Origin of the sequence: Planktothricoides sp. SR001 (genome assembly GCF_001276715.1) — a bacterium.
Classification (GTDB): Bacteria; Cyanobacteriota; Cyanobacteriia; order Cyanobacteriales; family Laspinemataceae; genus Planktothricoides; species Planktothricoides raciborskii.
On record NZ_LIUQ01000019.1, the window covers coordinates 1 to 24,364 of the forward strand.

The following is a 24,364-nucleotide window of genomic DNA, read 5'->3' on the forward strand; positions in this document are numbered from 1 at the left end:
GCAGTGGCTCCCCAAGACCGCACTGGCTCACCGTAACGCACCGAAATAGATTTAAATTATTGGGATAATATTGGGAAATAATTCAATCAAAATAGGTGCGTTACGGCGGCGTTAAATGTCTAATCAAAATTACTGAAAAAACCAGCCGCCTAACGCACCCTACCATTGTCTAACAGGTTGATTGTGTTAGCGAAGCTGGGGATATTGTTTAAAAATATTGATTAATTTAATCTGTTTTTGGACTCCTTGGTATGTATTTGAAGAACGTTGTAAAAGTAAATGACAAGTTTCTGTTAAAACACACCAAGTTGTGATTAAAGGTTCATGGGGATATTGTGCTAAACTGTCTTGGGCGCTTTGATGATATTGGTCTTTATTATTAAACAAAGCAACCCAAAATCCTGTATCAACGATGATCATATTTACATTTTAATCCTTCTCGGATTACAGATTTATAATTCGTATAAATTTCTGATTCTGCACTAATACAACCGATTAATCCAGATTCTTTGAGAATGTCTAAGGTACTAGATCGATCGCTAAGAGTTGGGTGAGATTTAACCTCTTGTTTTTCAGCTAAAGAATAGCGTTTTTTTAATACATCAATAAAATCGATGAGTAATGTTTGCGCTTCTTCCGGTAATTCATTAATATCTTTTTGGATTTGTTCAATATTAAGCATAATTATTTCCTACAGGCGATCGGAATATATTATAACACATATATATATTATACAGGGGCGATCGCTAGACAACCCAGAAACCGGGTTTCTTTAATTTCTTAATCCCCCCTTTTTAAGGGGGGTTGGGGGGATCTTATTCCCTAGAAAACCCAGAAACCCGGTTTCTTTTGTTTAAGCAAAAGATAAGTATGGCAATTTAGCCGCAGTTTCCCGGATTTTATCTGCTGATTGGATCAGTTGTCCGCAACTGTCCCATGTGCCACTGATAAACATTTGCCGGGGGCCAGCAGCTAAGGAAACGGGATATTTTTTATCGCCTAATGTGACTTCTAATGTGTCTAAATCCAAGGTCATGGGAGTTTGGGGGTTAGCCGCGATCGCCTCTTGTAATGCTTTGACAATTGCTGGTTCAGCGGTGACACAAGGAATCCCCATTGCTACACAATTACCAAAGAAAATTTCCGCAAAACTTTCGCCAATTAAGGCTTGAATTCCCCAACGCGCGATCGCTTGTGGGGCGTGTTCCCGACTAGAACCACAGCCAAAATTACCGTTAACCACTAATAGATTTGCCCCTTGATATTGGGGTTGGTCAAATGAATGGTTTCCCTGAGTTTGGGTGCGATCGTCTTTAAACACTTGTTCCCCTAATCCATCAAAGGTGACACAGCGTAAAAACCGGGCAGGAATAATCCGGTCTGTATCAATATCATTGCCCACCAAGGGAATTCCCCGACCGGAAATTTTGATTACTTCACTACTCATAATTTTCTGTCCTTTTTTTAGTTGTTCTTTGTTCTTGGTTGTTCGTTGTTGGTTGTTTGTTGTTGGTTGTTTGTTGGTAGTAGGGTGGGCAAAATTTTGCCCACCCTACCCGTGGACTCAAACTAGGGGGGATCGGGGCAACCACCGCCATCGGATTGCCCCTACAAATTAATATGGATGTTTTGGGCAAGTCCAAAGTTTACTTTAAACCATATCTGGGTCAATGCCCATTTCTCGGAGACGTTCCGCAAGTTTAGCGGCTTTTTGTTCCGCTAATTCGGCCCGTTGTTTTTCCTGTTCAGCCCGTTGTTTTTCCTGTTCAGCCCGGTATTCTGCTAAATCAGCGCGTTCGTGACCTGTTAATAACAAATTGCCTTCGTTGTCCCACCAACGCAACCAAAGTTGTTCTTGATTTTGATAAGAACCTTGCCAGAGTCCTAGTTCTATACCCAGGGGGTAAATAGGATAATGTCCGCGATCGTTGGGGGCTAATTTTTGGTAAGTTAAATCTCTCAGATGATAAACTTCCAAACGACCAGTTTTTATTTCATAAATTCCATAGTAAGGAACTCGAATAATCCGCTCGTAAACCCAAAATTTTCCCGGATTGGTCACGGTTTCAGTATTAGAAAGAGATAAAGGAGTTTTATCTCTTTCTTCTGCCCCATCTCCACTGGCAAATTCTAGGACAATTAACGGTGCCATTAACTCACGCCAGAGTACATAAGAACGGCGGATTTGTCCATCTAATAACGCAGGGACATTACCCACATAAAACCAGTCCGGGGCAATGGCACCCCCCACAAAAAATTTTGAACGTGGCGGGTCAGTTTCTCGCCAATAAATACCACAGTCTTGTCCGATGCAATAGTCTCCTTCGGGGTGGACTGTTTGTAAGACTGGGCCAATGGAATCAGTGAGAATTATACTTTGAGGATGTTCTTGAAAATTTTGCCGAAATGTACCATCTTCATCGGGTAGTTGAGTATGGTCGGGAAAAGCCCTAGGTTTGTCAATTTTTAGGGGAGTTTGGGTCATGGGATATTCCTCAATTGTGCTGATGATTGCAGTTTATTGATGGGTAATGGCATTTTAGACCCATTACCCATTAACTTAATGCTAATTCAACGCTAATTCAACAACTCGCGCACATCAGAAACCTTGCCATTAACTGCTGCTGCCACGACCATTGCCGGACTCATTAATAATGTCCGTCCTGACGATGACCCCTGACGACCTTTGAAATTGCGGTTAGAAGAAGAAGCACTGAGTTGATCCCCCTGAAGTTTATCTGGGTTCATGGCTAGACACATGGAACATCCGGCATTGCGCCATTCAAACCCAGCTTCTTCAAAGATGCGATCCAGTCCTTCCGCTTCCGCTTGCTGTTTCACTTCTTCAGAACCGGGGACAATAAAGGCTTTAACTCCTGGGGCGACTTTATGACCTTGGGCATATTTGGCGGCTTCGCGCAAGTCGCTAATCCGTCCATTGGTGCAACTGCCAATAAAGCAGACATCTACAGGAGTGCCTTTGATGGGTTGCCCTGGTTGCAGTTTCATATATTCATAAGCTTCTTGGGCGACTAAGCGTTCGTCTTCCGGCAAGCTGTCGGGGGTGGGGATGGTTTCATCAACGCCAATGCCTTGTCCGGGAGTGATGCCCCAGGTGATGGTGGGGGAAATTTCTTCAGCATTGAAGACTACTACATCATCATATTCCGCATCGGCGTCAGAGCGAATACTCTGCCACCAGGCTACGGCTTTATCCCAGTCTGCCCCTTTGGGAGCAAATTGTCGCCCTTGCAAATAGTCAAAGGTGACTTGATCCGGGTTGATGTAGCCACAGCGAGCACCCCCTTCGATGGACATATTGCAAACGGTCATCCGTTCTTCCATCGACATTTGCTCAAATGTGCTGCCCGCGTATTCATAAGCGTATCCGACTCCGCCTTTTACTCCGAGTTTGCGGATAATGTGCAGGATGACATCTTTGGCATAAACTCCCGGTCGCAAGTTGCCGTTAACTTCGATTTTCCGCACTTTGAGTTTATCTAAGGCTAGGGTTTGGGAGGCGAGGACATCCCGCACTTGGCTGGTGCCAATGCCAAAGGCGATCGCGCCAAAAGCCCCGTGGGTGGAAGTGTGACTATCTCCACAGGCGATCGTCATCCCCGGTTGGGTTCTGCCCTGTTCCGGGGCGATCACATGGACAATTCCTTGATGACCAGAACCGACATTATAAAAAGTGATCCCATGTTCTTTGGCGCTATTCTCTAATGCCTGCATCATCTCTTCTGCCAAGGTATCGGCAAAAGGACGGGCCTGGTTTTCTGTGGGTACAATATGGTCTACAGTGGCAACGGTTCGCTCTGGAAACATCACTTTGAGTCCCCGTTCCCGCAACATGGCAAAGGCTTGCGGGCTGGTGACTTCGTGGATCAGGTGTAAGCCAATTAATAGTTGAGTTTGTCCAGAGGGCAATGTGCCAACGGTATGTAGATCCCAAACTTTGTCGAAAAGTGTTCCCTTGCTCATAATGCTAATTATTGATTTCGGCAATCTTTTATTTTAGCTGAAAACATATAATTTGATTCTGGAGATTTCAAAAGATAATATTTTGTTAAGATTTTTGTAGATGTTTTATGGGCGATTTCCTTCGGAATAGCTTCGCTTACCGCGCCAATCAAGTCGTCATTTTACTGCTACGCCTAATCAATGCTATCATTTTTTCTAGTTCTCTTCTCGATCGATTATGTTAAAGTCCCTAGAAATCAAAAATTTTCGATGTTTTGAATCTTTCCGCCTAGAGCAACTGGGTCAAGTTAATTTATTAGTTGGATCCAACAATAGCGGAAAAACCTCAATTTTATAAGCTATTCAGCTATTTTATTCTCGTGATGACTTAGAGATTTTATGTGAACTAATGATAGACAGAGGCGAATATAATTTAAACGATCAGATAATCAACCCAAACGAAAAACATAAAACAATAGATATTCGTCATTTATTTTATAATCACGAAATTAACGAAAAATCAAAAATATCTGTAGTTGCCTCTAAAAACAACCCTAAGAATAAGCTAGTTGTTTTTGTCAAGCAATCTAAGCGATTTTATCATAAACAAAACACGAAAAAACATCATCAAATTTTTAATTATTTCTAGAATGGTTTGAAGACAGATCCAGAATATAAAAATTAATCATTGATTTATCTGAAAATCAAAAATTGATATCCGCACCCTATAATGAAATTATTAAAAACCATCGAGAATTTAGAATCAAAACCGAATTTGTGAAATCGTATTCTTTGACAGCAAACAAGATGATGGAGTTATTTGATCAAGTTGTTTTAACTCCAGAAGAAGATGTGATTATAGAAGCACTTCGGAAAATTGAACCGGGCATTGATCGCATTGCCCCGATCGCTTCTAAGCAATCTTATTACTCAGGGTCTAGAAGTGGGTTTGTGGTTCGGATTGGTCAACAGCGTGTTCCCATTGGTAGCATGGGCGATGGTATTTGGCGCATATTAGGTTTAATATTAGCAATTGTGAATGTAAAAGATGGGGTTTTATTAGTCGATGAAATTGACACTGGACTCCATTATAGTGTGATGGTAGATATGTGGACGATTATTTGTCAAGTCGCCAAAAGATTGAATGTGCAAGTTTTTGCTACCACGCATAATAGTGATTGTTGGAAAAGTTTTGCGGCTGTGGCAAATTCAGATAATTCTTTAGAAAATGGCATCACCATTCATCGCATCGAAAAAGGCAAACCAGCGAGTATTATTTTCGAGGAACAAGAAATGATGATTGCTGCTGAACGAGATATTGAGGTGCGTTAAAGATAGCATCAGTTCATAAAAATGTGCTATTAGTGGAAGGCAGCGAAGACCTAAGAGTGATTCCCCAATTAATGGAAGCGAATGGGATTCCCTGGGGAAATAAGAAAAATCAGATCGTTTATATTGAAGATTGTGAAGGGTAAGAAAATTTAATTAAAATCGGTCTGATTTTTACTCAATTAAAAGCATCTTAAGTATCGGCATTAGGAATTATCGTTAATCCTGATAAAGAACCATTATCTCGATGGCAAAGTATAAAAAATTCTTGCTTAAAAAGTATTCCAAATTTACCAAATAATGTGCCAAAAACGGGATTAATTCATCGGACTACTAATCAGATTAATTTTGGCATTTGGATGATGCCGGATAATCAAATGCGGGGAATGTTAGAAATTTGGCTTATATGATTCCTGATGAAAATCAAGGGCTGTGGCAATTTGCTCAGGAGGTGACAAAAGATGCGATCGCAAAAGGAGCAAAATTTAAAGCAACTCATCGAGATAAAGCTAATATCCTTGGTTAGCTTGGCAAGATCCTCCGGGAAGACAGCTTCATCAAGGAGTTAAGCAAAAGATTTTAAATCCACAACATCCCAAAGCTCAACTATTCGTAAATTGGTTTAAAGTTTTGTACGATTTACCGTAATAGATTTATTGCAAAATACCATATTGATCCCCCCAACCACCCTTAAAAAAGAGGCTTGGAAGCCAGAATTTTGCATTCTTGTCTATTGAACCGATCGCCGCCAAAAAACCTGGTTTCTATGACAGTTGTTGGTTGGCAGTAAAGGTTAACGCAAGACATCGCTAGTTAGTGGTTTCTGCAACTAAATTAAAATAGCTAAATATCGCCGGATTTCTAATGCCATCCGGCACGCTTCGCGAAGGGCTAACCATCCGTGGTGATTCCTTCACAAATTTGGCGATCGCGCTCCGTCACGAATGGATTATAATTGAGATAATCCGCCACCCAATCACAAGCCTGCCCCATCAGGTCATTAATATTTAATCTTTGCAAAATGGCTAATTTGTCTAAATCTAAAGTCCAAATAATAATTGATTTATCGGCACTCGCAGAAATAATCTTCTGACCATCGGCACTAAATTGAACCCCATTAACTTTAGCGGTATGTCCCAATTTTGTAATTCTTCCCCGTTTTGATTCCACAGTTTAATTAAATTGTTATCATCCCCGAAAGCAATAATTTGGCCATAAGGACTAAAAGTAGCATCCCAAGTAATCGTGCTATGGCCAATCAGAGTTTGTCGTTCTTCCCCGTCACGAGTCCAAATTTTAATCGTGCCATCTTTACTGGCAGAAACAAGGGACTAACTATCGGCACTAAACTGAATACTATAAATCGATTCTTTATGTCCCGTTAGAAGATGCAATTTTTCCCCCGTTGCACTCCAAAGCGTCACTGTATTCAGGTAATTTCCTGTAGCGATCGTCTGACCGTCCGGGCTAAAACGCACTCGATAAATCGTCCCTTGATCTCCCTTAACCGTTTTAATCAATTTGCCATCAAGCTGCCAAAGTTTTAAGCTTCCATTCATATAAGCGGCAACCAAAGTCTGACCGTCAGCGCTAAAGTCCACACTATACGCTGGACTCACAGAAACCCGGTTTGTTGGAGAAACCGGGTTTATTGCTTGAGGGTCTTGAAATTCTTGCAACAATTGTCCTTGTACATTCCACAGACGCACCGTGCCATCTTCAGAAGCGCTGGCAGCCAACTGCCCATCAGGACAAAGATACAAAAATACAAAGATACAAGGAGACTAATCGCCATTCAGCCTTGTCGGGGAAAGGCGCAAATGTTATAAAAGTTAACAAATACTCTGAAATTATCCAAAAATGAGCCAACTTTCAATAAATTTAGCGGCGATCGCTGTCTTTGTGACTACTTTTTCTGTCCTGCTGGGCCCACTGGTCAATTTATCTCCCACAATTCCGGCAGTTGCTACTTTTACCCTGTTGGGACTTGCCACCGTAGACAGCTTTACTTGGCAAGGTCAAGGGGGAACTTTAATCTTAGATTGGTTGGCAAGAATGACTTCGGCAGAACATCGCGAACGCATTATCAAGCACGAAGCCGGTCACTTTTTGGTCGCTTACTTATTAGATATTCCCATTAGTAGCTATGCCCTGAATGCTTGGGAAGCTTTCCAACAAGGACAGGCAGCCCAAGGCGGGGTACAATTTGACGATCGCCAACTCAACGAACAACTGCAAAAAGGGCAAATCACGGCGCAGATGCTCGATCGCTATTGCACCGTTTGGATGGCTGGCATTGCCGCCGAAACCATCGCCTATGATAACGCCACTGGAGGGGCTGAAGACCGGCTGAAATTGCAAGCAGTTTTAAGTCAAATTAACACCCCGATAAATGCTCAATTAAAAGCGCGTTGGGCGGCTTTACAAGCGCGTACCCTAATTGAAGCTAACTTAAAAGCTTATGAAGCCCTTGTCACCGCAATGGAACAACGGGCTTCCGTGGCCGAATGTCAGAAAATGATTCAAGCAAATCTTAATTAATTTTGTTGTTTGTTGTTTGTTGGTTGTTGGGTAGGGATTCTTTTGTTGTTTGTTGGTTGTGGGGTAGGGATTCTTTGGTTGTTGTTGGTTTGTTGTTGGCAAGTTGTTTGGGGGATTCCGGATTGAATAATCAATAACTAACAACCAGTAACTAACAACCAATAACTAACAACCACTAACAACCATCAACAAACAACCAACAACCATCAACAAACAACCAACAACAAACAACAAATAACCAAAATTATTCAATTTCGAGGATATCCTCATCATCGGTCTTTTTTTCTTTGAGTAATTTGGCAACCCGCTGGCGGATTTGTTGATGGCGTTCTACTCCCTCGTAAGCATAACGATTATAGCCACCGCGAGTAATCAAACTTTCCAAATAAGCAATTCGTTCTTTCGTCGGCGGGTGAGAGGATAAGGCTTTCAAAACCGGGCTGTTGTCGTCATATTGCTCATTTAATGTCACCATCAGGTTGCGTAAGCCATCCGCCGCATAGTCTGCTGCTGCCAGCATTCGAGTCCCCAAAAGATCCGCCTGCTGTTCCATATCTCGGCTATAGTCTAAGACTAATAAATTGCCAATGGTGCCGCCAAAGGGTACAAAGCGGGTCATACTTTCCACCAAGTTGCCATGAGTCACCATTTGAAATCCGTGGGATAAAATCGCGTGGGCTAATTCATGGGTGAGTAAACCGGCGAGTTCGGCTTCTGACTCGGTGTGGTAAATCGCCCCAGCATTGACAAAGACTTTGCCACCGGGCAGGGCAAAGGCGTTTAAGTTGGGATCTAAGACCACATGAAATTCATACTCAAAATCATCGCGCCCCGATACTTTGGCGAGTTTTTGGCCTAGTTCATTAATATAGGCAACGATTTCTTCATCTTCGACCATTTCCAGATTTTCGATCGCATTGTTAGCGATGCGATCGCCCAGACCGGATTCACCTTGGGCTAATAGCATCAAAGTTTCTACCGCCGAAAGAGCACCCAAAGGATTGCCGGTGAGGGCGACAGTAGCCGCCCCAGTAATCACATTAGCGATCGCATTTCCGGTAATCATTTTTTTCAGATAAGACCGGAACTTATCATAATTTTCTTCGGCCAAAATTGCGAATTCTTTCGCCTCTGGGTGGTCTGGGTTAAGTAACGCAAATTGACGGGCGGCGATCGACGCTTCTAACCACTGTCTGCTTTTCACCAAAACATCAATTTGCGATCGCAACAGATCCGTTTGTTGGGGATAAAGAGTAGTGGCACGATTCAACACTTCCACCGCTTGTGGCAATTTGTCATAGTCCTGCAAAGCCTGGGCTAATAGTAAATGACCGGGAATAAATTCGGGATATTTTTCTACCAATAACTCCAAGGGGATAAAAATTCGCGTTTCTAATTTTTGCTCAATTCCCGCATTGCCTTCCCGCCAATACACTTGTCCCGCAGGGGCTAAAAGTTCCGGGTCATAAATCGGTTCAGGGCGATCGGCAAACTCATCGGACAAAGTATTTCCAGAAAAAGGCGGTTTCACTTGTTGATACAATGCCTTAGCCCCTGCATAATCTCCCGCCAAATATAATTTATCTGCCGCAATCAAAACCTGCCGTCGTTGTAATGCCATCCGGCACGCTTCGCTAACGGCTGCCGCTTTTGCTGCCGCGTCTTCTGCATCTTCAACTTCTGTCTCAGCTTCCTGGGAAACATCCTCTGTTGTCACCATCTGGCACGTTTCGTCAATGGATTCACTCTCCTCCTGTTTTTCCTCTGTCACCGATGAATCCTGATTCTGCGGATTAGCCTCAACTTCTGCCTCAACTTCTGCCTCAACTTCTACATTAGAGGTTGTTTCCGTAACGTTCTCCGCAGCAGAAGCCAACCAGGGAGGCAAAGTCGGCGACAGGAGTAAACTCAGCCCAATTATTAAAGAATGCCAAAAAATAGGTTTCATAACCGTCACCTTTTATTCTTCTTCTATTAAAGACTTTCCAGGCGAAAATAAGTTTTCTGGATGTGGTTATTTGTTGTTCTTAGTTATTAGACAATTCTGGCAAAATAAATATCTCGATCCCCCCAACCGTTCGCGAAAAGCGTTGCGGATGCAATATGGCGGATCAACCGCGATCGGCTTTTAAGAATTTTGCCAGAATTGTCTATTGATTATTCGTTATTCTGAGTAAAACAACCAAAGAAATAACCAATAACAAATAACCAACAACTAACAACCAACAACTAACAACCAATAAATAATTATTTTAAATTGGCTTTATACTGCTCCAAAATGCCACTTTGAATCATCAGTTTTGGCCAAATCAGGAGGAAAAAACCCATCCAAATTAATATGGGCACTGCCACGATCGCACTCACCCAGACGCGATGAAATAGTAACCAACTGCCTGCAATAATGGTAATGCCGGTTAATAAAATCGACCAGGGCTGACACCACCACGGTTTATAATGCCAAGGATTTAGTGGTTTTTCTAATGCCATCCGGCCAGTTTCGCGCTCAGACATAATTATTTTTGGTTATTCTCTATTGGTTAATATTTTAACACTGATTTAACACTGATCCCAAATTTTAATCGTTCCGTCCTGAGAACCACTGACCAGAGTTTTGCTATTTGGGGTAAATTGTAAGCCCCAAACTAATCCAGAATGTTCGGTTAAAGTGGCTTCTAAAGCGGTGACATAATTGTTAGTGCGTTCGCCCAGACGCCAAATATTAATCGTGCGATCCTCACTGCCACTGGCGAGAAATTTGCCATCAGGACTAAAAGCTAAACAATAAACGATATTCGTATGACCTTTCAGGGTGGCAAAGATAGAAGGATTTTCGGGGGATTGATCCAGACGCCAAAGATTAATTGTGTGATCGGCACTGCCACTGGCTAAGAACTTTCCATTGGGACTAAAAGCCAGACAACGCACCACATCTGAATGACCATTAAGAACGCAAACTTCAGAAACGTTTAATTTTCCGGAATTCTTTTCTAGATGCCAGATTTTAATACTTTCATCTAAATTTCCCGTGGCCAACAGTTTGCCATCAGGACTAATGGCTTCCGACCATACTGGACCCGCATGGCTATCCAGGGTTTGAATTAGTTCGCCGGTTTTCAGATCCCAAATTTTGATGCTTTCTTCCAAAGACCGACTAATCAGCATTTCTCCATCAGGGGTGAAATGCAGAGAAAATACACCCAGAGAATGACCTTCGAGAATATTTTGCAAAGTGGGAGGGCGATCGCCATTGCCTAAATCCCACAGTTCAATGGTTTCGTGCATTGAAGCAACGGCTAAGGTTTGGCCGTCAGGACTAAAATCTAAGGAAAAAACCGGATAACGGTGTTCCGAAATCGTTTGTTCCACTTGTCCCGTGGATAAATCCCAAATTTTCAACCATTGATCTAACCCCGCACAAGCGAGTTTTGGTGACTGCCCCGACCCTAGGCGATCGCGGCCTATGCCGCAGTGCGGAGCACCTTCGCCGGTAATTGCCAGACACAATAGAGATTTTTCATCACTCAGGGTTTGGGTGCAAATCCATTTGGTTGGTGAAGTTGAACTCTCTAGGTCATTTGGTAGGCTGAGGGAAGGTACTTTCGGCATCACCCCTGCACCAGATGTTACATAAGATGTTAAATAACTTTTCAACCCACCGCCATAAAGAAGATCCTGAATTGTTACTCTAATGATTGGCTGAGTGCGATCGCGGCCTGCGCCGGGGTGCGGAGCACCTTCGAGCATTTCCGTCGGCAAAAAACCGGCTAAAATCAAATTATATTGATACTTATCTCGCTCGAAATCTTCTTCAATTAACACAAACACTACCACGCCATCTCGTTCAACTTCATCGGGAATTAATGACCATGATACAGTGTTTCTATTGCCAAAATTTCCCTTGACAATAATTGGATAATTAGGTCGATAGGTTAGACAAAAATCTCCCGGATATTCAGAATATAAATTGTTATTTTTATCAATAATTTGGATCAAATCATCTAAATACTGTTTAACAATTAATTTACTAAAACTACTTTTCAGCTTTTGCTTAAAATCATCTTTTTCGATATATTTTTGGTAATTATCGGGTAAGTTTTCTGCTTTTTGTCGAGTATAAAATTTTTGTAATCGATTTAACAAACTACCCGAAATAACCATTAACTCACTATGATAGCCGGTGAGTTTATAATCTTTCATTTGATGCAAGACCGCTGCATTTGAACTGAGTCTTTTAATAAAGTCAGCTTGTTGATCTCTAAGTATTGCTATACCGTCCATGAATGCCCCCTTTCTCAAATATTGTGGCGTTTTTGCTCGATTTTCTGGAATGATTTAGAGATTACCATACTTAATGGCCAATTGGTTGTTCTTTGTCCTTTGTTCTTTGTCCTTTGTCCTTTGTCCTTTGTCCTTTGTTCTGTCTTATTTTTGGTTTTTTGTTAGTTATTGGTTATTTGTTATTGGTTAGAGATGAGCGGACAAAAAACCCCGCTTTCGCGGGGGCAGGCTGCGGAGAAATAAACAATCAACAATCAACAATCAACAACAACAGGCAACAGGGAACAGGGAACAGGGAACAGGGAACAGAGGGAACAGGGAAGCAGAGGAGCTTCAGGAGAGAGTGAATAGTGAATAGTGAATAGTTAATAGTGAATAGTGATATTTAGTTTCACTTTTCACTTTTCACTTTTCACTTTTCACTTTTCACTTTCCCCGTTCCACGCCACTTGCTAGACTTGGGGAGACCCCAAGATCGCAGTGGCTCCTGATAACTGTTCCCCTTTCCCCAATCAACAATCAACAATCAACAATCAACAATCAACAATCAACAACAACAGGCAACAATCAACAATCACATAGTTAATTTATCTCATCGACAAAAATAATAACCGCTGTAAAAATTCCGTGAGGAAATCGACGGAAGTGGAAAAACCGAATGATTCAATGGCAGCGGGCAGTTGAAACATCCAAATTTTGCCGGTGGGTGAATATCCCACATCTCCTTTGGCAGAATATTTTTTGGCGGTTCTTTGCAAATAAAAGATTAAGCCAATGGATGAATCATTAAATTGATTCAGATATTTTTCCGCGTGGGCGATCGCCGATTCATCTGGGGCATACCAAAAGACCCAAATCGGTAAATGAAATTTCCCGAATTCGGCGGTGTCTTTGGCTGATTTAACTGTCAACATCCAATCACATTGAGGGTGATGTTTTTCTGGTCGGTGTAACCGAATCAAATAAGGTTGATGATCGATCGCAGCGCGAATAGTCGGCACGGATTTATCCAGAATTAAGTAATGGCCGAGATCGGGATTCCTCCGACAAGCAATCACGGTCGAGTCTATCTGATTTTCGGGAAAACGGAGCAATGCCGCTGTCATAAATAAATAAAACGCGTCGGCTAATATTTGGTTTCTAAATGGCCAAACTTGTTCTTTTTCTTGCTTATGGCTAATATAGTCTAAATAAGCTTTGTAAAAGCTGCGATAAATCGGATCTTTGAGTAAAACGTGATTGGGTTGAGTAAATTGGTATGTTTTCTCCGTAAACACTCGCGTATTTTCTTGACGGCATTGTTGTTTTAAGCGAGCGATTAAAGCTCGCAACTGCACAACTTCCGAGCGATATTGCTGGGCATTACTTTTTTCATAGCGATCGCACTCCCCATGCAGCAAGCGTCCGGCAAAATACAGCAAAAATTTATTTTCCGCCGTATTATAATCCGCATAGCGATTCACCCCGGTTAACTCTTGTTTTACCCCAGCTTTTTCCGCCGCGCTTCTCCCCGGACGGCGAATATAATCTCTCATAGAATAAGCATCCATTTCTTGAATATCGCTTACTCGCATAGTTTCCGTGCGTCGTCTCAGTTGATGGCGCAAATTTGGGGTAATTTTCTGTAATTTCTTATGCAAATTATACCGACGATTCAGGCTTACCACCAGGGGTAACGTAGCTTCCCGAATATCAATATTATCAAGGTGCTGATTCAGTTGGGATAAATCAATGTCAAACTGATGACTGGTGAGATGACTGGTGCAGTTTTGTCCCAAACTGTTAAATAACCCCACCAAGGTTTTCAGCATCAGAGAAACCCCTTCATCGAGGCGATCGCCTAACTTCTGATTCCAGCTTTCCTGCCACTGTTTTTCCTCTTCTAATGCGGCTCCATCAAACACTTCATCAGCCACCAACAAGCGGCCAAGGGATGATGAATCTTGAGAATGCAAGGATAACTGCCACTTTTTGACTAAAGCATCTCCGGGGGTAGCATGACTATCAATATCCTCTGGCAAAAGATAGGGAAAGCCAATCTCATAAACTTGGGCGGATCGATGAATTAAACCAACAACACGATGGGATTTGCCATCATCAATCACCACGGGACGATTCTTGGCTTTCACAGGTAAATCCAGGGAAGCCACCGGAGCATCGTTGAGATAAGCAAATAAATTGGGATAAAGTTTCATTGAAAAAAAAAAGAATCGATTTGATAAATGGGATAACGGATATTTTTGACCGCGTTCGTCGTTCGTCCCTAATATAACTAATTTTGCCCAATTGCCCAGGTTATTTAATAAATCCGATCGCACCGCCATCATTGCCTGCCGCCTCTGTGCGGTTGCCTGCGCCTAATTTACACAGAACATGACTTAGATGATGCCGAACCTTAGCCGGACTGACCTTTTTGTCGGTAGATCAAATCGTCGATCAAATCATTGATCTGCTGGGGCGATGCTTCCGCTTCTGACAAAAACCGGCATTTCATCTGCGGAAAGGATATACTGTCCCTTTGCTGTTTGCTCAAAGCAATCAATCTCCAGAAAAAATCTATCTTAGACAATTCTGGCAAAATTCTCAAATTTTGAGATTTTTGCCATAAGTCTATTAATCTGGTCGGGATATTAATCCTTTTTGCAGGGCTAAAATTGCGGCTTGGGTGCGATCGCGCACTTCTAATTTTTGCAGAATTGCGTGAACATGAACCCGAACGGTTCCGGCTGTAATATGGAGTAAATCAGCGATTTCTTGATTATTTTTACCATCAGCAATTAAACATAAAATTTCTTGTTCTCGTTCAGTTAAACTATTTTCCAAAATTGGGGGTTTCGTCACAGATTCTCCAACGTCTTCAAAGACCGTGCGAATTTCTGATGTCACCGTTTGATCCCACCAAGAAGCCCCCGCGACAACCGAACGTAAAGCTAAAATTAATAAATTTGCTTCAATGCCTTTTAAGCAATATCCCGATGCTCCAGCCGCAATTAATCGCTGGATTAGACTAGGTTGAGAATGGGAAGTTAACACTAAAATAGGCATATCTGGATGATTTTGTTTGATTTGACGACAAGCTTCTACCCCCCCAATTCCCGGTAATCCGATATCTAATAAAACCACATCTGGTAAATATTGATTAGTTAATTCAACGGCAGTTTCTCCGTCACTGGCTTCCCCAATAATTTTAATTCCTGCTTCTTGCTGTAAACGAATATTCAGTCCCAGACGGAATAATTCATCATCTTCGACTAATAACACTCTTAATTCGGCTGATTTCATAGATTCACCAATCAATTAAAATAATTTTAAGTTTTACTCTTGGATCTCTTGTTGAGTCAAAGCGGGAAGCCGAAAACAAAATATCGCTCCATTAGGAGAGCGATTTTCTGCCCAAATTATCCCGCCATGAGCTTCAATAATTTGTCGAGTTAAATACAATCCTAATCCAGATCCTTGCGCTTGGCGCTCGCTGTTTACCTGATAAAACCGCTCAAATAAATTCTGGAGTTCTCCGGGGGGAATCCCTAAACCCTGGTCGCCAACTTTCACCGTTTGAAAATTAGAATTAGATTCCAAGATAACTTGAACTCGACCCCCACGAGGTGAATGATTAATCCCATTAATCAATAAATTGCTAAAAACCCGCTGAAGTTGCAGTTGATCCCCTTTTACCCAGAAAAATTGCCGAAAATTTGAATTACCATAACTTAACCCTAAATAAATTCGCCTGGTTAAGGCTAAATCCGTTAAGGTGGCGATCGCTTCCTCGGCAACCTGAACTAAATTAATCGGTTGCCAATTTAGCCTTAATCCCTCCGTATCATTGCGATAAATATCTAACAAAGTCTGCACCAATTGTAAACTTCTTTGGTGAGAACGCAACATCATCTCGATCGCTTTAGCTTGCGGAGAAGTAATCTCACCAAATTGTCCATTTTGAAAAAATTTTAACGTTTCAATCGCTCCTAACAGTGGAGTTTTTAAATCATGGGTTAAAGTCCAGGTAAAGTCCTCGCGAACACTAGCAATTTTAGCCTGAGACTGGAGTTGAGCTTGCTGTTGGGAAATCGCTTCTTCATAACGACGATTGCGATCGCTTAACCAACCCGTAACGACCAAAGCGAAAACAACAATAATTCGATTAGCAATGGTTGCTGAATCAATCAGTTTAAGATTAGGCAGCACTACATTACATAAAGTTAATAAACAAGCTGCTGCCGTCACCCCCAATGTCATCCGATGATTTAACCGGGGATGAGCTAATAAAATAGGGATAATGTAGAGATAACCAAAAACATACTCTACAGGGGTGGTATATTCCCAGAAAATCAAAAACCCAAAAACAGCAAAAATCAACCAAAAAATATGTTTAGGCTGCTCAATAATATTGACCGGGTTTTTTAAAGGGTGTAGTAACTCTCTCTTCATTTTCCTATCCCCCAATAATTGTTGATTTGTTTATAAACGTTTAGAGCGATCTATATCTTCAGGTATATGCTTAAAATTATCAGCCTATATCCAAAGATATAAACAAATTTAAATAAATTAAATATAGCATTTTTTGCCAAAAATATACTCAACGTTAGATGTTGTTTTCGGTAAACCATCAGACAATATAATTAACCTTTGATAAATTCATTATCTTTATGGTGCAAGGATTATTTCAAATTGCGATCGCCCTAGTCATCCTAGTGGGAATTGTGCCGATTTTAGGCACCTATATCGCCGATGTTTTCTTGGGAAACAAGACTTTTCTCGATCCCTTACTTCAACCCATTGAAGGCATCATTTATCAACTCAGTGGGGTTCGTTACCAACTAACCATGACAGGTTGGCAATATGGTCGAGCGGTGCTTTTCAGCAACTTAGTCATGGGAATTTTGATCTTTTTATCGATCGCATTTCAGGGTTTTTTACCCTTAAATCCTACGGGATTAACTGCACCCAGTTGGGATTTAACCCTCCATACAACTATTTCATTTTTAACCAATACCGATCAACAACATTATGCCGGTGAAACCACCCTCAGTTATGCCAGTCAAACCCTAGGTTTAGGCTTTTTAATGTTTACTTCAGCAGCCACCGGATTAGCTGTTGCGATCGCCTTTATTCGAGGATTAACCGGACGACTATTAGGCAACTTTTATGTTGACTTAACTCGGGCGATCGCTAGAATTTTACTCCCTATTTCCTTAATCGGTGCGATTATTTTATTAGCACTCGGTGTTCCAGAAACCCTAGCTGGGCCACAAATTGTCAATACCCTAGATGGAGGCAAACAAATTATTGCCCTAGGGCCTGTGGCTCATTTTGAAGTGATAAAACAATTGGGAGAAAATGGCGGCGGATTTTTTGGCATAAATTCGGCTCACCCCTATGAAAACCCCAATGGATTTTCTAATTTACTGGAAACCTTATTAATGGTTTCTATTCCCGCGTCATTGATTTATACCTTTGGCATTTTTACCCAGGATAAAAAACAAGCATTGCTTCTATTTTGCTTAGTATTTTTGATTTACTTGTTTTCGATCATCCTCACCGCGATCGGTGAATTTCAAGGCAATGACATAGTTAACCATTTACTCGGTCAAACTGTACCAAACTTAGAAGGAAAAGAAGTGCGATTTGGTTGGGCAGAAACCGCTTTATGGGCAGTCACCACAACCGCAACCATGTGCGGAGCAGTCAATGGAATGCATGATTCCTTAATGCCCAATGGCGGATTTGCTACCTTATTTAATCTATTTTTACAAATTGTTTGGGGAGGACAAGGAACCGGAACCGCATATTTATTTATTTTTCTAATTTTAACCGTGTTTTTAACGGGATTAATGGTCGGCAGAACTCCAGAATTTTTAGGGCGAAAAATTGAAAAACGAGAAATTATTCTCGCCAGTGTTATTTTACTGGTTCACCCCCTGGGGATTTTAATTCCTGGGGCAATTAGCCTTGCCTATCCCCAGCTTTCTGGGGTTTCTAACCCAGGATTTCATGGCATTTCTCAAGTGATTTATGAATATGCTTCGGCAGCGGCAAATAATGGCTCTGGTTTTGAAGGCTTGAATGATAATACTCTCTGGTGGAATCTGTCTACCAGTGTGGTGCTGTTAGCCGGACGTTATATCCCGATTTTGGCTTTATTGTTTCTGGCAGAAAATATGTTAAATAAACAACCCGTTCCCGAAAATCCAGGCACCTTAAAAACCAATTCTATTTTGTTCACCAGTATCACAGCCGGAGTCATTCTGATTTTAGGGGCTTTAACCTTTTTACCTGTTTTAGCATTAGGGCCAATCGCCGAAGCTTTCCAGATTGCTAGTCAGAAATAACGGCAGCGTTCTGATTGCAGCAATAACCTTTACACCTTTAACAAACCTATCACTTTATTATTGAATATGATCTGCAAAAATAGACTAAATAAACGTCAGCAAAAAAAGCAAAATAAAGTCAAAACTAAAGGACTTTATCAAAGAGCATTTTGGGATGCTTTCCGCAAACTTGATCCCAGATATTTGATAAAAAATCCTGTGATGTTTGTGGTGGCGATCGGAACCCTGATTACGGCTTTATTAGTCCTGGATCCCAACTTATTTGGCCCTGTTGCCGATAAAAACGATCGCTTATTTAACTTTCTGGTGACAGTGACTTTATTTTTGACTCTTCTTTTCGCAAATTTTGCTGAAGCGATCGCCGAAGGAAGAGGAAAAGCCCAAGCTGATTCTTTACGGTCTACCAAAAAAGACACCACCGCCCGCAAATTATTACCCGATGGTTCCATAGAAGAAATTAATTCTACCACCTTAAAAAAAGGCGACCTTATTAAGGTAATCGCTGGGGATATTATTCCCGTTGATGCGGAAGCAATTTCTGGGGTCGCTTCCGTCGATGAATCAGCCATTACTGGAGAATCAGCCCCAGTTTTAAAAGAACCCGGTAGCGATGTTGCCAGTTCTGTCACAGGGGGAACTCGCATTATTTCTGATGAATTAATCTTGCGGGTGACAGCGGAACCGGGAAAAGGATTTTTAGACCGCATGATTGCTTTAGTGGAAGGGGCTGAACGGACTAAAACCCCGAATGAAATTGCCTTAACGGTTTTACTAGCAGTATTAACCGAGGTTTTTCTCATTGTCGTAGCGACCATTCCTCCCCTAGCTAACTTTGTCCAAACTCCCGTCAGTATTGTCATTTTAGTTGCTCTTTTAGTTGCATTAATTCCCACCACTATTGGCGGTTTATTAAGTGCAATTGGGATTGCCGGAATGGATCGAGTGGCTCAATTTAATGTCGTAGCGACATCAGGACGCGCTGTGGAAGCTTGTGGTGATATCAATACATTGGTTTTAGATAAAACCGGAACTATTACCCTAGGAAATCGCCTCGCGGAAGAATTTATTCCGGTGAATAATTATAGCCCTAAAGACGTGGCTCAAGTAGCACTAGAAGCCAGTATTTTTGATGAGACACCGGAAGGAAAATCAATTGCTCGACTGGCGGAAAAAATGGGCGCTGCCCTAAATTTTAACCCGGAATTAGCCACAGGAGTTGAGTTTTCCGCTCGCACTCGGATGAGTGGCACAAATTTACCGAATAACAGTGAAGTTAGAAAAGGGGCTGTGAATGCGATTAAGGGATTTGTGCGTTCTCGTGGCGGCCAATTAACCGATGATTTGGATATTGCTTATCACCAAGTTTCTCGGTTAGGTGGAACTCCTTTAGGAGTTTGTAAAGATGGTGAATTGTATGGGATTATTTACCTCAAAGATATTATTAAACCCGGAATTCGCGATCGCTTTGACCAACTCCGACGCATGGGAGTCCGCACCGTGATGTTAACCGGAGATAATCGAATTACCGCTGAAGTTATTGCCCAAGAAGCTGGGGTTGATGACTTTATTGCTGAAGCCACTCCAGAGGAAAAAATTGCTGTGATTCAACGGGAACAAGCCCAGGGTAAATTAGTAGCCATGACCGGAGATGGCACCAATGATGCTCCTGCTTTAGCCCAAGCGAATGTAGGATTAGCGATGAACTCTGGAACTCAAGCGGCAAAAGAAGCAGCGAATATGGTGGACTTAGATTCAGACCCGACAAAGTTGATTGATTTAATCACCATTGGTAAACAATTGTTGATTACTCGTGGAGCTTTAACCACCTTTTCCATTTCCAATGATATTGCCAAGTATTTTGCCATTATCCCAGCGATGTTTTTCGCAGCGGGAATTGGCAGTTTAAATATCATGGGTTTGGCGAGTAGTCAATCAGCCATTTTATCCGCATTGATTTATAACGCTTTAATTATTCCGGCGTTAATTCCTTTAGCGTTAAAAGGCGTAGCCTTTCGTCCAGTTAGTGCCAATCAACTACTCCAAGAAAATATTTTAATTTATGGATTAGGAGGAGTAATTGCCCCGTTTATTGGCATTAAAGTTATTGATAGCCTGATCGCTTTGATTAATTTAGTTTAATTTTTGGAAAAATCCGATGAAAAATATCAACGATTTTTATTTAAGTTCACCTTTAAAACTTACAGCATTTTTCAGATGTAGGGGCAAAGCATTACGGGAGAAATTTTCGGCTTTTAATCAATCACATATCTGCCGGAATGCTTTGCCCTTAGAAAATTCCTGGAAAAACGCGATCGCTTTCATGCAAAAACAAGGCAAAAAACATTTACTTCCCCTTTCTTTGTTTTTGTGGCTATCTTCAAACTTGCTATTGTCCCCGATGATTTATGCCGCCACCGGACAAGTGATCGCCCGGACAACCGCTGGGGCGATCGGACTTTTATTGTTAGTGACGATCGCGATGGCAATCTACTTATTGATTGTCATCTTACAACCAGAACGATTTTAACTTCTTGCAACTTTACCCTTGGTCAATCATAATGTTTAAAGAAATAGCGATCGCCCTAAAAAACACCCTAATTTTATGGCTAATTACCGCCATTTTATACCCAATAATTATTCTGGCGATCGGTCAAACTGTTTTTCCCTTTCAAGCCAATGGCAGCTTCATCAAAAATCTTCAAGGTGAGGTAGTCGGTTCTGCCTTAATTGGTCAAAATTTTACCTCCGAGCGTTATTTTTTATCCCGTCCCAGTAGCGTAGATTATAGCCCCATTGAGTTGGGCGTAAAAACCGGAATTTCTGGTGCGAGTAACTTAGCACCCAGTAATCCTCAATTATTAGAAAATGTGCAAAACCGGATTAGCCAACTGGCTCAAATTACTCCCACAGCCGATTTAATTTATGCTTCCGGGTCAGGGTTAGATCCTCACATTAGTATTGCCGCAGCTAATGCTCAAATTTCCCGCGTTGCCAATGTTCGGGGTTTAAGTGCTGCTCAAGTAAAAGCATTAGTTGAGAAAAATACTGAACATCGATTTTTAGAAATTTTTGGAGAACCGGGTGTTAATGTGCTAAAACTTAATTTAGCTTTAGATAATTTATCCTAAATAATTTTTCTAAACCAATGATTAGTAAAACTGAAATTACCGATCGCAATTTTTCATTACCAGGAGATTATCCTGCCTCATCTCGCGATCGGGGCAAACATAAAATTTTTGTTGGAATGTGTCCTGGGGTCGGTAAAACTTATCAAATGTTAGAAGAAGCTCATCAATTAAAAGAAGAAGGAATTGATGTAGTCATTGGCTTATTAGAAACTCATGGACGGGAAGAAACCGCCAAAAAAGCCGTAGGTTTAGAAGAGATTCCTAAACAAACAATAGTCCATCAAGGAATCACCTTATGGGAAATGCATACCGACGCAATTTTATCCCGGAAACCCCAATTAGTATTAGTTGATGAATTAGCGCATACGAATGTACCGGGTTCTAGCCGAGAAAAACGTTATCAAGATGTGGAAGTGATTTTAAATCATGGGATTAATGTCTATTCCACCGTCAACATTCAACATTTAGAAAGCTTGAATGATATCGTGGCTAAAATTACCAAGGTGGTTGTTAGAGAAAGAATTCCTGACCGCATCTTGGATGAAGCCACCCAAGTTGTAGTCATTGATGTAACCCCAGAAACCTTACAAGAACGCCTAAAAGAAGGAAAAATCTATACCCCTGACAAAATTGAAAAATCCTTACAAAATTTCTTTCAACGTCGTCATTTAGTGGCCTTGCGAGAGTTAGCCTTACGAGAAGTGGCGAATAACATTGAAGAATCAGCAGAAAATCGAGAAAAAACCTTATTTTGTAATGTCCATGAGCGAGTGTTAGTCTGTTTTTCTACCTATCAAAACTCCCCAAGACTCGTCAGGCGAGGATTGCGATTAGCTAATTTTATGAAAGCTCGGTTATATGGATTATATGTAGAAAATCCCGAACGTTTTTTAACCAAAGAAGAAAGTTTAGTTTTAGAAACCTGTCAACATTTAATTCAAGAGTTTGGCGGCGAATTTATTAGAATTAAAACCCATAATGTTGCCGAGGGCATCGCGGAAATTTCTCAGCAATATCATATTACTCAGATTGTCCTAGGCCATACTCGAAAATCTCGCTGGGAACTGATTTTAAAAGGATCGCTCATCAACCAGCTATTGAAATATTTAAAAGGCGTTGATATTCATATTATTGATGGGGAAAAAACCTAGTGCAAAATATCAAATTATGTGCATTACGGCGGGAATTGGATGGTTTTTTTTCACCCCAATTTAATCGCCAGGAAACACGCACCCTAGTTATCGCTCGCCAAATATCAATCATCATCAATCATCAAAAAAAAATCCCAGCTAAAAAATAGCCGGGAATTGGCAAAACAATCTAGTCTCTACTAATCAAGCCTTTTAGACTTTATTTTGACCGTGGAACTCTTGGAAGCTTTGATAGTATTTGCGATCGTCATACAAATGGCACAGATCGGTAATCTTCTTCATCAAAGACCAGGAGAATTTGCTTTCCTTGATATAACCACCCCAGTTGTCTTTCAGACTTTGATGAGCTTTGCGGAGATTGTAGTGAGGAATTGCCGCCGAAATATGATGGGGGACGTGAACATTAATATCGTGACAGAGAAATTCCACCCACCGAGGATAATCACAATGAACGGTTCCAGTCAACTGTGATTCGGCTTCATTCCAATTTTCCGGGGAATGAAAAGGAATGTCTGGGTCAGTGTGGTGAACAATAGTAAAGGTACTCATCCAGAAGTGGTAAACCAGCCAGGGCAAAAGCCAAAACTTGACAAAACCCCAGATGCCGGTAGTGGCAATCAGAACGGGAAAACCGATCGCCGCTCCCACCAATACCACGATCACCGATAACCGTACCTTTGCTTGGTATCTTTTCTCAAAATTCCACCAAGTAAAATGCACCGCAGCCCAGTGGGTAATCGAACCTAACCACCAAAACCGTCCGCGCAGACGACGATAAAACCAGGCCAACAAAGGATTTTTTAACTCGCCATAGATTTCTGGTAGCCAAGGTTCCCAGGCATTATCCACCCCAAGCTTATTGGTGTGCTTGTGGTGAATATTATGGCCAACTCGCCAAGCATGGAACGGATAAATTAACGGCAGCATCGCTAAATGCCCGACCAAATCGTTAACCCATTTGCGATTAGCAAATGAACGATGACCGCAGTCATGGCCAATCACAAAAAATCCGGTCAACGCTGTGCCGGTAAAAATCCAGAAGACGGGTAATAAAAACCAGGGTGAAATTGCTAAACCCCAGTAACCTAAGCCCACCATCAGCACATTCACGGCTACGGTTGTCCAGGCTTTCCGGGAATCTTTAATAAAAACCTCGCGGGGCAAGCTTTTGATCACATCTCGCATCCGCCAATTAAACTGATTTGCGGATGATTCCAGATTCTGAGGTTTTAACGTTGATGCTGTCATGGATAAAGGAATCTTCTCCTTAAGAATTGTAAATTAGTCCAAGGTTAAGTCTATCTATATTCTGCCAAATCCGCTGGTTTTATCTCACTTAAACTAGGCAATTTGCCTTAATTTTCTGTAGATTAAAATTAGTTGCAGGCAATACAGATCATAGATTTAGCCTTTTATGCTTGGTTCAGAAATTGGTTGGGCAAGTTTACTCACTTAAGTTTTTTAACTAAAGTGAAACAGTTTATCAAGGTTTAACTTTTATACCATAACTTGATAACCAGCGGGTAATTTATTTTTTTTCTTTTGAAGGCAAGTAGGGGCTTTTCCCTAGGCGGTGGTTGCCCCGGAGCGGGGGAGCGGGGGAGCGGAGGAGCGGGGGGGCAGGGGAAAGTGAAAAGTCGTA

22 protein-coding genes and 3 pseudogenes are annotated in these 24,364 nt (G+C 41.5%); 10 read left to right on the top strand and 15 right to left on the bottom strand.

The window, feature by feature from the left end; translation table 11 throughout:
* Positions 1 to 186 precede the first annotated feature (186 nt).
* The 5 genes from AM228_RS35220 to leuC form a co-directional block, all read right to left on the bottom strand.
* On the bottom strand, positions 187 to 420 hold the full coding sequence (locus AM228_RS35220) for a type II toxin-antitoxin system VapC family toxin (protein ID WP_231636782.1): 234 nt from the start codon (positions 418 to 420) through the stop codon (positions 187 to 189).
* Positions 407 to 682 (bottom strand): hypothetical protein, encoded by a 276-nt coding sequence (locus tag AM228_RS13025; RefSeq protein WP_054466547.1) that lies wholly within the window; start codon positions 680 to 682, stop codon positions 407 to 409. Before AM228_RS13025 ends, AM228_RS35220 begins: the two co-directional genes overlap by 14 nt.
* 171 nt (positions 683 to 853) lie before the next feature.
* The gene (leuD, locus tag AM228_RS13030) at positions 854 to 1,447 is read right to left on the bottom strand and encodes a 3-isopropylmalate dehydratase small subunit (RefSeq protein WP_054466548.1); all 594 of its coding nucleotides are present in this window, start codon (positions 1,445 to 1,447) and stop codon (positions 854 to 856) included.
* 204 nt (positions 1,448 to 1,651) lie between these two features.
* Positions 1,652 to 2,485 (bottom strand): Uma2 family endonuclease, encoded by an 834-nt coding sequence (locus AM228_RS13035; protein ID WP_054466549.1) that lies wholly within the window; start codon positions 2,483 to 2,485, stop codon positions 1,652 to 1,654.
* A 92-nt stretch (positions 2,486 to 2,577) separates the two neighbouring features.
* Positions 2,578 to 3,984, bottom strand: coding sequence for a 3-isopropylmalate dehydratase large subunit (leuC, locus tag AM228_RS13040; protein ID WP_054466550.1), 1,407 nt, complete (start codon positions 3,982 to 3,984; stop codon positions 2,578 to 2,580).
* A gap of 217 nt (positions 3,985 to 4,201) precedes the next feature.
* On the opposite strand from leuC, the gene AM228_RS36780 reads away from it, so the two are divergent.
* From AM228_RS36780 to AM228_RS36790, 4 genes and pseudogenes are all read left to right on the top strand, one after another.
* Positions 4,202 to 4,321 (top strand): AAA family ATPase, encoded by a 120-nt coding sequence (locus AM228_RS36780; protein WP_072160761.1) that lies wholly within the window; start codon positions 4,202 to 4,204, stop codon positions 4,319 to 4,321.
* A gap of 353 nt (positions 4,322 to 4,674) precedes the next feature.
* Positions 4,675 to 5,295 (top strand): ATP/GTP-binding protein, encoded by a 621-nt coding sequence (locus AM228_RS13050; protein WP_072160762.1) that lies wholly within the window; start codon positions 4,675 to 4,677, stop codon positions 5,293 to 5,295.
* A gap of 71 nt (positions 5,296 to 5,366) precedes the next feature.
* A pseudogene (locus tag AM228_RS36785) lies at positions 5,367 to 5,702 on the top strand (DUF3226 domain-containing protein).
* A 163-nt stretch (positions 5,703 to 5,865) separates the two neighbouring features.
* Positions 5,866 to 5,940: pseudogene (locus AM228_RS36790) on the top strand (hypothetical protein); the annotation flags it as partial.
* 243 nt (positions 5,941 to 6,183) lie between these two features.
* Here the strand turns inward: AM228_RS36790 and AM228_RS35225 are convergent.
* The 3 genes and pseudogenes from AM228_RS35225 to AM228_RS13065 all read right to left on the bottom strand — a co-directional run bounded on the left by AM228_RS35225 (position 6,184) and on the right by AM228_RS13065 (position 7,055).
* The gene (locus AM228_RS35225; protein WP_054466553.1) at positions 6,184 to 6,462 is read right to left on the bottom strand and encodes a hypothetical protein; all 279 of its coding nucleotides are present in this window, start codon (positions 6,460 to 6,462) and stop codon (positions 6,184 to 6,186) included.
* A 47-nt stretch (positions 6,463 to 6,509) separates the two neighbouring features.
* Positions 6,510 to 6,593: pseudogene (locus tag AM228_RS36795) on the bottom strand (hypothetical protein); the annotation flags it as partial.
* A gap of 30 nt (positions 6,594 to 6,623) precedes the next feature.
* On the bottom strand, positions 6,624 to 7,055 hold the full coding sequence (locus AM228_RS13065) for a WD40 repeat domain-containing protein (RefSeq protein WP_054466554.1): 432 nt from the start codon (positions 7,053 to 7,055) through the stop codon (positions 6,624 to 6,626).
* Positions 7,056 to 7,152: 97 nt separating this feature from the next.
* Here AM228_RS13065 and AM228_RS13070 point away from each other — a divergent pair, with 97 nt between their 5' ends.
* Positions 7,153 to 7,833 carry an ATP-dependent Zn protease gene (locus AM228_RS13070; RefSeq protein ID WP_054466555.1) on the top strand — a complete coding sequence of 227 codons (681 nt, stop codon included), beginning with the start codon at positions 7,153 to 7,155 and terminating at the stop codon, positions 7,831 to 7,833.
* A gap of 244 nt (positions 7,834 to 8,077) precedes the next feature.
* On the opposite strand, the gene AM228_RS13075 is transcribed toward AM228_RS13070, so the two are convergent.
* The 6 genes from AM228_RS13075 to AM228_RS13100 all read right to left on the bottom strand — a co-directional run bounded on the left by AM228_RS13075 (position 8,078) and on the right by AM228_RS13100 (position 16,542).
* Positions 8,078 to 9,781, bottom strand: coding sequence for a M48 family metallopeptidase (locus tag AM228_RS13075; RefSeq protein ID WP_054466556.1), 1,704 nt, complete (start codon positions 9,779 to 9,781; stop codon positions 8,078 to 8,080).
* 299 nt (positions 9,782 to 10,080) lie between these two features.
* Entirely contained in the window at positions 10,081 to 10,344 is a 264-nt protein-coding gene (locus tag AM228_RS13080; protein WP_231636784.1) for a DUF6737 family protein, read from the bottom strand.
* Positions 10,345 to 10,389: 45 nt separating this feature from the next.
* Positions 10,390 to 12,111 (bottom strand): WD40 repeat domain-containing protein, encoded by a 1,722-nt coding sequence (locus AM228_RS13085; protein ID WP_054466557.1) that lies wholly within the window; start codon positions 12,109 to 12,111, stop codon positions 10,390 to 10,392.
* Between the two features lie 587 nt (positions 12,112 to 12,698).
* On the bottom strand, positions 12,699 to 14,438 hold the full coding sequence (locus AM228_RS13090; RefSeq protein WP_156331740.1) for a DUF2357 domain-containing protein: 1,740 nt from the start codon (positions 14,436 to 14,438) through the stop codon (positions 12,699 to 12,701).
* 286 nt (positions 14,439 to 14,724) lie between these two features.
* A complete protein-coding gene (locus tag AM228_RS13095) occupies positions 14,725 to 15,393 on the bottom strand; it encodes a response regulator transcription factor (RefSeq protein WP_054466559.1) in 669 nt (222 codons plus the stop codon).
* Positions 15,394 to 15,426: 33 nt separating this feature from the next.
* Positions 15,427 to 16,542, bottom strand: a complete 1,116-nt coding sequence (locus AM228_RS13100; protein ID WP_054466560.1) for a sensor histidine kinase KdpD — start codon at positions 16,540 to 16,542, stop codon at positions 15,427 to 15,429.
* A 218-nt stretch (positions 16,543 to 16,760) separates the two neighbouring features.
* Between AM228_RS13100 and kdpA the strand changes: the two genes are divergently transcribed.
* From kdpA to AM228_RS13125, 5 genes are all read left to right on the top strand, one after another.
* Complete coding sequence (gene kdpA / locus AM228_RS13105; RefSeq protein ID WP_054466561.1) at positions 16,761 to 18,443, top strand: potassium-transporting ATPase subunit KdpA; 1,683 nt, start codon at positions 16,761 to 16,763, stop codon at positions 18,441 to 18,443.
* 66 nt (positions 18,444 to 18,509) lie between these two features.
* On the top strand, positions 18,510 to 20,582 hold the full coding sequence (gene kdpB, locus AM228_RS13110) for a potassium-transporting ATPase subunit KdpB (RefSeq protein WP_054466562.1): 2,073 nt from the start codon (positions 18,510 to 18,512) through the stop codon (positions 20,580 to 20,582).
* Between the two features lie 16 nt (positions 20,583 to 20,598).
* On the top strand, positions 20,599 to 20,970 hold the full coding sequence (locus AM228_RS35230) for a potassium-transporting ATPase subunit F (protein WP_206756742.1): 372 nt from the start codon (positions 20,599 to 20,601) through the stop codon (positions 20,968 to 20,970).
* A 31-nt stretch (positions 20,971 to 21,001) separates the two neighbouring features.
* Complete coding sequence (kdpC, locus tag AM228_RS13120) at positions 21,002 to 21,571, top strand: K(+)-transporting ATPase subunit C (protein WP_054466563.1); 570 nt, start codon at positions 21,002 to 21,004, stop codon at positions 21,569 to 21,571.
* A gap of 17 nt (positions 21,572 to 21,588) precedes the next feature.
* Positions 21,589 to 22,722 (top strand): sensor histidine kinase KdpD, encoded by a 1,134-nt coding sequence (locus AM228_RS13125; protein ID WP_054466564.1) that lies wholly within the window; start codon positions 21,589 to 21,591, stop codon positions 22,720 to 22,722.
* 192 nt (positions 22,723 to 22,914) lie between these two features.
* Here AM228_RS13125 and AM228_RS13130 read toward each other — a convergent pair whose 3' ends face one another.
* Positions 22,915 to 23,970, bottom strand: a complete 1,056-nt coding sequence (locus AM228_RS13130) for a fatty acid desaturase (RefSeq protein ID WP_054466565.1) — start codon at positions 23,968 to 23,970, stop codon at positions 22,915 to 22,917.
* Positions 23,971 to 24,364: the final 394 nt, after the last annotated feature.